The organism is Allobosea sp. (assembly GCF_017308015.1).
Lineage (GTDB): Bacteria > Pseudomonadota > Alphaproteobacteria > Rhizobiales > Beijerinckiaceae > Allobosea.
Genome location: NZ_JAFKFW010000002.1, coordinates 149253 through 162277, shown reverse-complemented (window position 1 = coordinate 162277; position 13025 = coordinate 149253). Strand labels below are relative to the sequence as shown.

Genomic DNA, 13025 nt, shown 5'->3' with positions numbered 1-13025 from the left:
TCAGGCAGCCTGGTCGCTGGCGTTCACGGCTTCCATACGGTGCAGGAAGGCCTCGACCGAGGTGGTCAGGGAGCCCGCAACCTCGGCCATGACCTCGGCTGCCTGCCGCGCTTTCTCGATCTCGGCCTTCGTCTCTCCGACGGCGCTATAGGCCTGTTCGACGCGCTCGGTCGCCTGTCGGCTGTGGTCCGCGGCGGAATCGATATTGCTCGACATGGCGGCGGTCGCTGCCCGCTGCTCCTCGACGGCGGAGACGATGGCATGCGTGACGTCGTGAACGTCGAGTACGGCCTGGCGAATAGCTTCGATCGAGCGCGTCACATGGGCGGCCGAGGCGCCGATCGCGCCGATCCTGGTGATGATCTCGTTGCCGGCCTCGGTCGTCTGCGCCGCCAGGCCCTTGACCTCGGCGGCGACCACGGAGAAGCCGCGCCCGGCCTCGCCGGCACGGGCAGCCTCGATGGTGGCGTTCAGGGCAAGCAGGTTGGTCCGTCCGGCGATCGCCTGGATCATCTCGACGATGCCGGTGATGCCCTGCATCAGCGTGGACAGATGGGCGATGTCGTTCATCGCCGTCGCGCTGACCGAGACGGTGTCGCTGATCACCGCACCAGCGCGGTAGGTTCGCTCCCCGATCCGGGCGATCGCATCGTTGAGATGGCCGGTGCTGGCGGCGATGGCATCGATCTCACCGGTGGCGCTTGCTGCGGCACTGCGTGCGGCCCCGGCCTGATTGGCGGTCGTTTCCGCTGTGCCGGAGAGCGATGCCGCGCTGGCGGCGATGCCGCAAGTCTCGCGCCGGACGACATTCTGGAAGCCGGCCATCGACTGACGAAAAGCCGCGACGACCTCCATCAATTCGCGATGTCGGCGGCTCGTCTCGTCGCGCTCGGCGAGGGCGCTGTGCTGGAGCTGGGCACGCTCGCGGCTGCTTTCGATGGCGGCATTGCGACCGCGCACGGCTTCCGCCAGCGTCGCGCCGTACGACGTGACATGGCGGGTCATGAATACGAGATAGAGCGCGAGCAGCATCGCCACAGTGATGGCCGTGCCGGTGGAAAACTGAGCAAAGGCCAGGACCGCGGTCGCGCCCAGCGTGACGCCGTAGATCAGCGCAGCGCGCGGCACCACGACGAAGCGCGTCATGCCGCTCGCGATCATGCCCGCGATGACGAAGCCGATCGCGATGTTCTCACGTGGGTCGACGGTCGCGCCCGCGACCCAGGGCAGCGCCCCCCAGATCAGTCCGAGCACCGGCGCGCGCAGGTGCACGATGCGCATCGGCCAGGGAGAACGCTCGTGGAGGCGGCTGCGCCAGGCGGCGATATCGAGCCCCATCGAGAGCGAATAGGCCAGCGTGGCCGCAACCCAGCCGACAAGCGCGGCCATGCGATCTGGCTGCCACAGCATGGCCGCCACGGCGACCACGGCGGCGAAGTTCAGGATCGCTGAGGCCAGTGCGTTGCGTGCGAAGGTGACGAAGCCTTCGTGCTCGCTGTTCACCAGCTCTTCGTTCGGGGCGGAGGAAGGATGAGGAGGATGCGGCATCGGGCTGGTTTTCGATCGAACCTGACATTGCGCGCCGTGCGTTGAGGATTGGTTGACGATGCGGAAAGGCGCGCGTCATTTTTCGTTAGGGATTGTGGCGGCACGTCACGCGGTCGTCTGTCCACGGTCAGCCAGTTGGCTCGATATCTGATTGCAAATCGCAATCGGTTATCTTATGCCGGCGAGCAGTCCAGGCTCCTGCAGGATGCAGCCCGTGTCGCTCACGCTTTACGCTCATCCGTTCTCGTCGTATTGCCAGAAGGTGCTGGTGGCGCTCTATGAGAACGAGACGCCGTTCGCCTATCGCAAGCTCGGACCGGAAGACCCGGAGGCCGGTGCCGAGTGGGCCAGGCTATGGCCGATGAGGAAAATGCCGGTGCTCGTCGATGGCGAGACGCCCGTCTTCGAGTCGAGCGTCATCATCGAGCATCTCGGCCTGTTTCATCCTGGTACGGTCCGGTTTCTGCCTGCCGATGCGCAGCAGGCGCTCGGCGTGCGCATGATGGATCGCTTCTTCGACAACTACGTGATGACGCCGATGCAGGCGATCGTCTTCGACCACCTGCGACCGGCCGATGACCGCGACCCCTCTGGCGTCGCCAGGGCGCGTGACAAGCTGGAGGACGCCTATCGCTGGCTGGATGGCGCACTCGCCGGGCGGCATTGGTCCAGTGGCGATGACTTCAGTCTGGCCGATTGCGCAGCGGCACCGTCGCTTTTCTATGCCGACTGGGTTCATGAGATCGACGCTGCGCTGGGTAATCTCCGCGCCTATCGCGCTCGCCTGCTGGCGCGGCCGTCTTTCGCGCGTGCCGTCCAGGAGGCGAGGCCCTTCCGCAAGCTCTTCCCGCCGGGGGCGCCAGATCGCGATTGACCCGCACGGCCTCCATGACAGCATGGGGTAGGGGCGTCGGCGCTCTGTCAGGCGCTGCCGATCGGCGCTAGACACGGAGAGTTCCGGCGGTTTCAGGTGCCAATGTCCTCGTCTTTCGTTCTGCGCGCGATCCCGCTGCTCTTCACCTTTCTCTGGTCCACGGGCTGGGTGGTTGCCGGCTACTCCGCCCGCCATGCCGATGCGCTCACCTTCCTCGTCGTGCGCTTTTCGATCGCCGCCGCACTGCTGACGCTGATCGCGCTCGCGACGGGTGCACCCTGGCCGCGTAGCCGCCGGGCCATTGCCGACGTGGCCATCACCGGCATCCTGTTGCACGGCATCTATCTCGCTGGTGTCTGGTGGGCGGTGCGCCATGGCCTGCCCGCCGGCATTTCGGGGCTGATTGCAGGGCTGCAACCGATCCTGACCGCGCTCCTCGCGCCGGCCCTGGTCGGCGAGCGGATTTCGGGCCGGCGCTGGCTCGGCATCATCTGCGGTTTCCTCGGCATCGCGCTGGTGCTGGAGCCGCAACTGGCCGGCGTCGAACCGGCGGCACTCTGGGGCATCGCCGTGCCGATGCTGATCAATATCGGCGGCATGTTCGCGGTGACTGCAGGCTCCTTCTACCAGAAGGCCCGCGTCGTCTCCGGCGACCTGCGCACGATCACCGCGATCCAGTATGTCGCCGCCGGACTCGTTGTGCTGCCTTTCGCCGTGGCTTTCGAGCCGATGCGGATCGAGTGGAACCTGACCATGCTGCTGGTGCTGGCCTGGTCGGTGATCGTGCTCTCGATCGGCAGCATCTGGCTTTATCTGTTCATGCTCCGGCGGGGCGAGGTCTCGCGCATCGCCGCCTTCCTCTATCTCGTGCCGGCCCTCGTTGCGGTCGAGGCCTGGCTACTCTTCGGCGAGACGCTGGCGCCGCTCCAGATCGGCGGCATGGTCGTGACGATCCTCGGCGTCGTCCTCGCCAGCCGGAAGTAGGTCTCTCCCCAAAAAGGAGGGTTTCGGTTTCGCGCGATCTCCCCTTATGCTGCGTCGCAACAAAGGGAGGATCGAAGACCATGAACGCCAATACGGCCGCGAAGGCTGAGAAACGCGCCAATGCGATCGAATTGATCGCGGCGGCGCTGCCGGGCTTCGAGACGCTGTTCAAGCAGGCTGTTGCCGCAGTGCGGCAGAAGGTTCTGGTCGACGGTCGTATCTCGTCTGCCCGGCTGGAGGCCGAGCAGCATGCCGCCCATGGCCTGTCCTGGCTTGCGACCTATGTCACGGCCCTGCGCGAGCTGAAGGCCTATGGCGAGCGCCTCGAGGCCGAAGGCCGCTACGGTGCCATCGAGGACTACGCGCTGCGCATCGGCGCCGGCGAATATGCCGCCCAGATATTCGGTGGCATCCCGATGAGCCAAGGCGAGATTCTTCGCCTTCCTGCGCTCGGCTTGTCGCAGAAGGCGGTTGCGGCCGCCTGCTCGGATGCTGTTGATGCCCTGATCGCCGACGGCAATACCCCGCAGAACCGCGCCCGCTTCGTCGCGCTCTTCAGCCAGGACCAGGGGGCGGCCAGCATCGGCGATACCGGCCTCGATGAGACACTTGAAGCGATCCGCTCGGAGATGCGCCGCTTCTGCGCCGCCGAGGTGACGCCGCACGCCCATGAATGGCATCTGGAGAACGAATACATCCCGATGCCGGTCGTCGAGAAGATGGCCGAGCTCGGCGTCTTCGGTCTGACCATTCCCGAGGAATTCGGCGGCATGGGTTTGTCGAAGGTCTCGATGTGCGTCGTCTCGGAGGAGCTGTCGCGCGGCTATATCGGCGTCGGTTCGCTCGGCACCCGTTCCGAGATCGCGGCCGAGCTCATTCTTTGCGGCGGCACGGCCGAGCAGAAGGAGAAGTGGCTGCCGAAGATCGCTTCCGGCGAGGTTCTGCCGACGGCGGTCTTCACCGAGCCCAATATCGGCTCCGACCTCGCCTCGCTGCGCACCAAGGCGGTGAAGGAAGGCGAGGGGGCTGAAGCAGTCTGGAAGGTCAGCGGCAACAAGACCTGGATCACTCACCCCGTCCGCGCCGACATCATGACGCTGCTGGTGCGTACCGATCCCACGGAGCCCGGCTACAAGGGCCTCTCGATGCTGATCGCTGAGAAGCCGCGCGGCAGCGATGCCGATCCATTCCCGGTCGAGGGCCTGACCGGCGGCGAGATCGAGGTGCTCGGCTATCGCGGCATGAAGGAATACGAGCTCGCCTTCGACGGTTTCGAGGTTAAAGCTGAGAACCTGCTCGGCGGTGTGCCCGGTCAGGGCTTCAAGCAGCTCATGCAGACTTTCGAGGCGGCGCGTATCCAGACGGCGGCCCGCGCCATCGGCGTGGCGCAATCGGCCTTCGATCTCGGGCTGCGCTATGCGCAGGAGCGCATCCAGTTCGGCAAGCCGCTGATTGCCTTCCCGCGCGTCGCCGACAAGCTCGCGATGATGGCGGCCGAAATCCTGATCGCCCGCCAGCTCACCTATTTCGCTGCCCGCGAGAAGGATGCCGACCGGCGCTGCGACCTCGAGGCCGGCATGGCCAAGCTGCTCGGCGCCCGCGTCGCCTGGGCTGCGGCCGACAACGCCCTGCAGGTCCACGGCGGCAACGGCTTCGCGCTGGAATATCCGGTGAGCCGCGTGCTCTGCGACGCCCGCATCCTCAACATCTTCGAAGGTGCGGCCGAGATTCAGGCGCAGGTCATCGCGCGGCGGCTGGTCGAGGAATAGCGCGCCGCTATTGCGGCCAACCGAGCGATATTTGCTCGATGCGCGGCTTCACCGCCCGCATCCCGGCGGCGTTCGAAGCGAAGGGCTTGTCGCCTGAGACCTTCGACACGGCGGCGGGCTTCGCTTGCGGGGAGGGGCCGAAGCGCAGCGAGAGGCTGCACCCGCCCGCCAGCTTTGCGAGCCGGCCGCCGTTCCACTCGCCGACATAGCCGGCCCCGTCCCAGCCGAAGCCGTTGAGCGTGAAAGGCTTGCGGTTGACGGCCTCGGCGGTCGCCAACTCCGTGCCGTTCCCCAGTGTCGCGGCGCTGTCGCCGGGTACGGCAATCCGCCAGCGCGAGGGCGCGCGCACGATGATGCTGCTCGGCCGGCGACGCTTCTCGCCATCGTACCAGAACACCTCGATGCGCCTCTTGTCGTCGTTCTTGAAGATCACCGTGCCCGGCTCGGTGAAACCTTCGCCGACATCGAGGGCCTCGTTCGCGATATTGGCAGCCCCGAAGGCCGCGATGAGCGTCGCCTCGCTGGCGTCCTTCGCGAAAGGGCCGTGGCAGCCGAGCAATTCGGACCCTGCCGCCAGTGCAGATGCCGGCCCGGCCAGTCCGATAAGAAGCGCCGCGACGGCAGATGCGATCTTCGACATGGCCCCCTCTTGGCAGCGATGATGGTCTGCCGGCATGCGAGGAGCAAGCCATACGCCGCTCTGTCGCTGCGCGGTCGTGACAATTTCGACATCATCAGGCGCTTTGGCATCGTGGCGGCCGTTTGCCGCCGAATCTGCAGGAGTCATGATGTCCCACCGTTTCGCCCCCGCCCTGGCCGGAGCCGCTCTGATCGCCGCCGCGATGCTGCCGATCGCCTCCGCCACGGCCCAGGAGGATGCCGCCCGGCAACCCACGCCGCGCATCAGCGTGGTCGGGGAGGGCGAGGTGAACGTCGCTCCGGACATGGCGATCCTCAACCTCACCGTGCTGCGCGAGGCCGAGACGGCGCGCGCGGCGCTCAGCGCCAATAATGATGCGATGAAGCAGGTGCTGGCCGCGCTGAAGGAAGCCGGCGTCGCCGAGCGCGATCTCCAGACCTCCGGCCTCAGCATCCAGCCTCGTTACGCCCAGCCGGGCAAGGACCGCAGCGGCGAGCCGAAGATCGCCGGCTACAGCGTGAGCAATGCGCTGACCGTCCGGGTCCGCAACCTCGCCGACGCCGGCGGCATTCTCGACAAGGCGGTCGGGCTCGGCGTCAATCAGGGCGGCGGCATCGCCTTCATCAAGGACGACATGAAGCCGACGCTGACCGAAGCTCGCAAGCGCGCGGTCGCCGATGCGATGGCGCGCGCCAGAACCCTGGCCGAGGCAGCCGAGGTCAAGCTCGGCAAGATCCTCTCGATCGAGGAGCAGTCGATCATGCCGCGGCCGGTGCCCTATGGCGGGGGCCTGCGCATGGCTGCCAGCGACGCTGCCGTGCCCCTGGCCGCTGGCGAGAACACCTACCGGACGCAGGTCAATGTGATCTTCGAGATCGCACGCTGAGGGCCGAATTCAAGCGCGCCCGGCCTGCTCCGGGCGCAGCTTGGCAGCCGCCGAAACCGGCAGGCTGGTGATGATGACGCCGCACAGCACCCAGAACCCCGGCAGCAGAAGCTCTGCCGGCGGCACTTCCGCCAGCAGCAGATAGGCCGCGAGTGTGATCAGCGGCACGCGCAGCGTATCGGCGCTGCAGAGCTGCAGGGCGGTGCCGTGGCGCGAGGCATTGGCGAGCGCAGCCTGCGAGACGAAGCCGCCGACGATCAGTGCAAGCACGGCGCCACCGATGACGGCAAATTCGGGTAGCGTGAAAGCCAGCCGGTAGGGTTGCGGCGGAGGCGACCACTGCTCCGGTACGAAAAACCAGAGCAGCAGATAGAGCGGCAACTGGATTGCATGCATCAGCAGTACGATGGACAACGTGCTGCGCTGAGCCGCGAGCCGCGCCAGCATGAGATTGGTGGTGGTCAGGATAGCGACGGCGCCGATGGCAATCGCGAGATCACGATTGGGGACGGCGTCCAGTCTGAAACCCAGCAGCCCGATGCCGGTCGCGAGCACTGCGAGGCCGACCATCGCACCGATGCCCGGCCGGCGACGCAGGGCCAGGAAGAGCAGCACGGCCGCAAAGAGCGGGCCGGTGAATTCGATGGTGGTGACGAGTACGAGCGGCAGATGCGCCACGCTCCAGATCAGGGCGAGCGAGCCGCCGAGATGCAGGACGCTGCGGGCGACATCCTCGCCCAGCTTCGGTGGCAGGACGTTGCGGCGCTGTTCGGCCTCGCCCGCCCAGACGGCGGCGCCGGCGATGGCGAAGCTGCCGACCGAGCGCAGAAGCCCGATCTCGATGACCGTGAGATAGCCGGCCAGAAGGCGAATGGAGAGGGCGATCGCGAGATAGGAGGCGAGATAGGCGCTCATCCACCCGAGGAAGACCGGAAACCCTCGACCTGCCCCGTCCAGGGGATTCCCAGCAACATGCGCTCCAGGATGGCCATCCGCATCGGCACGGACAGCTGGACCTGGCGGAAATAGCCTGCGTTCGGGAGGCTGTCGCATGAGGTGTCGAGCTCCGAGAAGCGCGGAAGAGGGTTGAGGATCAACGTGTCTGAACGGGCGTCGAGGACCTTGCGGGCAGTCAGGGTGAAGGGTTCGCTCTCTTTTTCCTTGTCCACGGCCTCGTTGCCGAGGGAGGCATGGGCGAATTTGCTCATGTCCTGCATCTGGATGCTGAGCACGTCGTGATCGAGCGTGTGGCGGATGTCGTGGACGAGGCCGACCTGGGTGCCGAGATCGGCGAGCACGGTCATCGCCTCGCGCATCGCCGGGTTGATCGGCGTATCCGGCAGGCAGCACAGCGTGAAGCGTTTCGGCGGGGAGAGGCGCAGCATCTTCACGAAGGAGATCGCGAAGCGCGCCCGCGAATCGCTCGACAGCGCGATGCTGAGATTCTCGATCGCGCCGCGCATCTGCCGGATCGCGAAGATGTCGACGAGGGCCTGGGTCGGATGCTCGTCCGCGCCGTTGCCGGCATTGATCACCGGCAGGTAGCTCAGGCGGCCAACGCGATAGGGCATATCCTCCATATGCGAGCGTACGATGAGCAGGTCGCTGTAGAGTTCAACCGTATGGATATGGTCCTCGATCGACTCGCCCGTCGCGGTGCCCATGCGACTGCGGTCGGTGTCATAGGCATCGATCGACTGATGACCGAGCCGCGCGGCAGCAGTCTGGAAGCCCAGGCGGGTCCGCGTGCTGCGCTGGTCGAACAGGGTGGCGACCACCTTCGGCCGGCGGCGCGGAGCCGGCGGCTGCTCGGGCAGGGGCAGGCCCGCCTTTTCCAGCTCCTCCTCGCGCAGATGCCGCTCGGCGCGCTCGATGATGTCATCGAGGTCGAAACGCGAGACCGCATCGGCGCTCAGCAGATCCTTCCCGCTCGGATAGTTCGGGCGCTGCATCCTAGAGGCTGTGAAGAACCGTGGACGGGATTCGACGCCGGCGATTTTGCGCGACCGCGAGGAACTCGCGGACGCAGGCCTTCCGCCCCGCTGCGAAGAACGAGACGGCAGCCCTGCAAAAGCGCCGCGCCTTGCGGTAGAGGCGAAAGCGCTGGAGCTGCAGCGTCGTGCCGCTTGCCGATACAGGGGTATCGGCGGCGCGATGCGCATCCCATCCCTGCGGTTTTGACCTCATCACATCGCCCCCCACGGTTCTTCGCAGCCTCTGGGCCTCCGGCTGGTGCGCTCGTCTGCATCAGGAGCGTGTCAGGCAACCTGACTGAAGCGTCCCGGCTTGCGCGAGCCGGAGGAGCGCGACCGCGCCGACCCCGTCCGCTCGGTGGGAACGCGGTTGCCGATCATGGGCAGCAATTCGGCCGCTGTCATCGGGCGGGCGAAAATATAGCCTTGAATGCCGTGGACGGCGTGCTTTTCGATGACGGTGAGCTGCTCCTGCGTCTCCACGCCTTCGATGATCAGACGCAGCTTGAGATCATGGGCGAGCTGGGCGATCGCGTTCATCAGCGAACCCGCCTTGCGTGAAGTGCCGATCTCCTGGGTGAAGGCCTGATCGATCTTGATCGTGTCGATCGGCAGATGCGCGAGATAGCTAAGCGAGGAATAGCCGGTGCCGAAATCGTCGAGCGCGATCCGCACCCCGAGCGCGCGCAGGGCCACGAGACGGGAGACGACATGATCGGGGTCGTCGATCAGCGAGCTCTCGGTGATCTCGATCGTCAGGCGCTGGGGCTCGATGCCGCTCATCCTGAGCAGCGCCTCGACGACGCCGACGATGTCATGGCCATGGTCGAACTGCCGGGCGGAGACGTTGACGCTGACGCCGACGCTGCGCGGCCAGGACAGCGCCGTTCGGATGGCCTCGCCGAGCACCCATGAGCCGAGCACGGTGATGAGCCCGGTCCGTTCGGCGAGCGGGATGAAAATCTCGGGGCTAATCATGCCGCGGCGCGGGTGCCGCCAGCGCAGCAGCGCCTCCGCCATGGTCGCGGTGCCGGAGCGCGGGTTGTAGATGGGCTGGAAATGCAGCTCGAATTCGCCGCGACGAATGGCGTCACGCAGCTCGGTCTCGAGCGCAAGCCCGTCTTCATGCTCGTTTCGGATAGCGTCGGTGTACATCACGACGCGGTTCCGTCCATCGAGTTTGGCCCGATAGAGCGCGATGTCGACGCATTTCAGGGCTTCGTCGATCGAGCTGGCGCAGCCGGCCGGTGCGATGCCCATGCTGGCGGTCGCGGTGATATGGCGTCCGCCGATGACGCGCTGGCTGGCGAGCATCATCACCAGACGGGCTGCAAGCGCGTTCGCGGCCTCGGCATTGCGCGATGTCGCGACCATGAATTCGTCGCCGCCGGTGCGCGCGGCAATGTCCCCAACGCCGAGTTCCGCGATCAGCGTCTCGCTGAAGCCTTGCAGTAGTGCATCGCCGATATCGTGGCCGAGGCTGTCATTGATGCTCTTGAAGCGGTCGATGTCGATCGAGATCAGGGTGACCGGACGGCCGGAGGCCGCCATCTGCCGGATCTCGCGCATGAAGCCGCGTCGATTGTAGAGGCTGGTGATCGTGTCGTTGACGGCAAGATGCTCGAGTTCCCGCATCGTGCGCAGCCGGGCGAGGAAGATCTGGTGGATGACCTGGGCACTGGAGAAGGTGAGAATGGTGGTGAGCAGGACCGAAAGGCCGATCACCAGATAGGCGAGGTCGCCCGTCCAGAGCAGCGCGAACGTAAACGGCATTGCCGCAGCCAGAACCTGAACGCGGGTGATTACCGGCCGCGAGCTGTTGCGCCCTGAAATGCCGGCGAGATAGCCGATCGTCTGGGCGATCGCCAGCACAGCGACAGGTTCGTGAGTATAGCGCAGGATTGAATAGGTGCCGAAGCTCGAGATCAGCGCGGCGGTCGACCAGGCGCCGGCCATCGCGAGGTTCTCCAGCCTGGCGATCTGGCCTTCCGTGGCTGTGGCGAGCTGGATACCCTTGTAGTAGCGGTGCGACAGATAGCGAAAGACGCCGATCGCGACCATGATCGCCGCCATGGCGTGGAAGGCGATGTCGCCGCCCGTCAGCAGCGCGCTCGCCGCCATCACCGCCGCGACGGTGACGGTGCCGATGAAGATCGTTCCGGGCGTGGCATAGAGCGCTGCCACCAGCTCCGACTTCATCGCGATGTCGCTCTCGTGAACGTCGACGATCATCAGGCGTCCCGTCGCTATATCTGCTTTCTGTCCGGCGTAGCCGCTATTCTCGCTAAAAATCTATTAAAGAACTGTATGTCGCTTCGGAGGTTTCGCCGACAAATTATAAATCGCAGCTTATGTCGTGTGGTCAGCTCCGCAATCGGTACTTGACGAAACCTTCCGGTCCGTCTCCGACAGGCTCTGCCTTCAGCCCCGCCGGCACTTTGCCCGCCGCCGCGGGCGAGGTCAGAAATGTGGCATTGACGGTGGCCGGCAGCGGGGTGAGCGACCAGTTGCCGTCGGCCTTCGGGTCGATGGTCTTCCTGTTCAGGATATAACGTACGACGACGTCGCGGTTCAGATCGGGCGCTTCCAGCACAACGGTCGTCTTCGTACCGGGAAAATTGCCGCCGCCGCCAGCACGGTAGTTGTTGGTGACGATAAGGAATTCAGCCTTCTCGTCGATCGGCGCTCCGGCGAAGGCGAGGTCGAGGATACGGTGCGCTTCGGCTGCGACGAGCTTGCCGTCACTGTCGTAGCGCGAGGCCTGCGTGACGTCGATCCGGTAGGTTACGCCGTCGATAATGTCGAAATTGAAGGCGGGGAAAGCGGGGTTGATCAACGGCTGCTCGCCGCTCTTGGCGGGGTCGATGCGGTTGAAGATGCCGGCCGCGCGCTCCAGCCATTCCCTTACGTCAGATCCGCTGATTTTTACGATCTGGACTGTATTCGGGTAGAGATAGATGTCGGCGATGTTCTTCAGGGCCAGCGGCCCGGCGGGGATCTCGGTGTAGAAGGACGGTCCGGAGCGCCCGCCCGACTTGAACGGTGCCGCTGCCGAGAGGATCGGCAGGTTCTTCCAGCGGGTCTGCGCCATCAGGGGTTTGGCATAGGCGATCTGCGCCTCGGCGACGATCTGGATGGAAGGATCGTCCGCCACCAGCGCGAAATAGGAATTGATCGGCGCGGCCGTGTTGCCCACCGGCTCGCGCATATAGGCCAGCGTCGCCTCGTGGTCGGCCTTGACCGCGGCCAGGATCGCCGGCTCGGCCGTGGCCTTGGGCACGATCTTGCGATCGGGCGTGCGCTCGTAGATCGGCTTCGCCTCGACCTTGAAATCGGCAATCGCCCAGCGCTCGCCGCGCTTTTCCAGCTCGAGGTCGACGATGCCGAGATGCGAGCCCCAGAAGCCGGGCTGGCAGGCCGGCTTGCCGTTGAGCGAGCCCTTGACGTTGTCGACGCCATCTATGCCGTCGAAGGATTTTCCGCCGGGAAAGACCAGATGCTGATGCCCGGTCAGGATGACGTCGATGCCCTCGATCTTCGAGAGATGCAGCGCCGCGTTCTCCTCCATGCCGCGCCGCGTGCCCCCGGCGATGCCGGAATGGCAGAGCGCGATGACGAGATCGGGTTGGGCATCGCGCAGCTCCGGCATGTGTTTCTCGGCCGCATCGACGATGTCGGTCGCGACGATCTTGCCGTCGAGATTGCCCTTGTCCCACTGCATGATCTGCGGCGGCACGAAGCCGATCACGCCGATCTGCAGCACATGCCGGTTGCCGGCCTCGTCCTCGAAGCTCTGCTCGAACAGCCGCCAGGCATCGACGAGGGAACCTCCGCCGACGCGCTCGACATTGGCGCAGACCATCGGGAATTCCGCCTTGGCGAGGCCATGATCGAGGAAGTCCAGCCCGTAGTTGAACTCGTGGTTGCCGAGCGTACCGCAGAGATAGGGCAGGGCGTTCATCGCCGCGAACATCGGGTGGGTTTCGCCGGCCTTCAGCCCCTTCTTGTAGGCGATGTAGTCGCCGAGCGAGGAGCCCTGCAGGAAATCACCATTGTCGAAGAGCAGGCTGTTCTTCACGTCGGCCTGTGCCGCCTTGATCAGGTTCGCCGTCTTGGCGAGGCCGACCGTGTCGTCGGGAGCGTCTCGGAAATAGTCGTAGGGCACGACATTGACGTGGAGATCGGTGGTCTCCAGCACGCGCAGCCTGAGCCTCGCGGGAGCTTGCGCGGCGGCTGTCCGCGGCAGCGCGGCGCAGGCGGCGATCGCGGCTCCGGCCTTGAGCGTCTCGCGGCGATTGAGACGACGATCCTGTGCCATGCCCGGCTCCCACTATCCTTGCCGGGGCAGGAC

10 protein-coding genes are annotated in these 13025 nt (G+C 65.8%); 4 read left to right on the top strand and 6 right to left on the bottom strand.

The window, feature by feature from the left end; translation table 11 throughout:
* Window positions 1-1503: a methyl-accepting chemotaxis protein gene (locus J0I42_RS00735; protein ID WP_291651806.1), complete on the bottom strand. Its 1503-nt coding sequence runs from the start codon at window positions 1501-1503 to the stop codon at window positions 1-3.
* A gap of 259 nt (window positions 1504-1762) precedes the next feature.
* On the opposite strand from J0I42_RS00735, the gene J0I42_RS00730 reads away from it, so the two are divergent.
* The 3 genes from J0I42_RS00730 to J0I42_RS00720 all read left to right on the top strand — a co-directional run bounded on the left by J0I42_RS00730 (window position 1763) and on the right by J0I42_RS00720 (window position 5175).
* Window positions 1763-2422, top strand: a complete 660-nt coding sequence (locus J0I42_RS00730) for a glutathione S-transferase family protein (protein ID WP_291651803.1) — start codon at window positions 1763-1765, stop codon at window positions 2420-2422.
* A gap of 102 nt (window positions 2423-2524) precedes the next feature.
* The gene (locus J0I42_RS00725; RefSeq protein WP_291651801.1) at window positions 2525-3406 is read left to right on the top strand and encodes a DMT family transporter; all 882 of its coding nucleotides are present in this window, start codon (window positions 2525-2527) and stop codon (window positions 3404-3406) included.
* A gap of 80 nt (window positions 3407-3486) precedes the next feature.
* A complete protein-coding gene (locus tag J0I42_RS00720) occupies window positions 3487-5175 on the top strand; it encodes an acyl-CoA dehydrogenase family protein (protein ID WP_291651799.1) in 1689 nt (562 codons plus the stop codon).
* Between the two features lie 7 nt (window positions 5176-5182).
* On the opposite strand, the gene J0I42_RS00715 is transcribed toward J0I42_RS00720, so the two are convergent.
* Window positions 5183-5815, bottom strand: a complete 633-nt coding sequence (locus J0I42_RS00715; RefSeq protein WP_291651797.1) for a hypothetical protein — start codon at window positions 5813-5815, stop codon at window positions 5183-5185.
* A gap of 148 nt (window positions 5816-5963) precedes the next feature.
* On the opposite strand from J0I42_RS00715, the gene J0I42_RS00710 reads away from it, so the two are divergent.
* Window positions 5964-6701 carry an SIMPL domain-containing protein gene (locus tag J0I42_RS00710; RefSeq protein ID WP_291651795.1) on the top strand — a complete coding sequence of 246 codons (738 nt, stop codon included), beginning with the start codon at window positions 5964-5966 and terminating at the stop codon, window positions 6699-6701.
* 9 nt (window positions 6702-6710) lie between these two features.
* On the opposite strand, the gene J0I42_RS00705 is transcribed toward J0I42_RS00710, so the two are convergent.
* The 4 genes from J0I42_RS00705 to J0I42_RS00690 form a co-directional block, all read right to left on the bottom strand.
* Window positions 6711-7616, bottom strand: coding sequence for a hypothetical protein (locus J0I42_RS00705; RefSeq protein ID WP_291651793.1), 906 nt, complete (start codon window positions 7614-7616; stop codon window positions 6711-6713).
* Window positions 7613-8653 carry an aspartate carbamoyltransferase gene (locus tag J0I42_RS00700; protein ID WP_291651791.1) on the bottom strand — a complete coding sequence of 347 codons (1041 nt, stop codon included), beginning with the start codon at window positions 8651-8653 and terminating at the stop codon, window positions 7613-7615. The genes J0I42_RS00705 and J0I42_RS00700 overlap by 4 nt, the downstream gene beginning before the upstream one ends.
* Window positions 8654-8959: 306 nt before the next feature.
* Window positions 8960-10906, bottom strand: coding sequence for a putative bifunctional diguanylate cyclase/phosphodiesterase (locus tag J0I42_RS00695; RefSeq protein ID WP_291651789.1), 1947 nt, complete (start codon window positions 10904-10906; stop codon window positions 8960-8962).
* 130 nt (window positions 10907-11036) lie between these two features.
* On the bottom strand, window positions 11037-12992 hold the full coding sequence (locus J0I42_RS00690; protein WP_291651787.1) for a bifunctional 2',3'-cyclic-nucleotide 2'-phosphodiesterase/3'-nucleotidase: 1956 nt from the start codon (window positions 12990-12992) through the stop codon (window positions 11037-11039).
* Window positions 12993-13025: the final 33 nt, after the last annotated feature.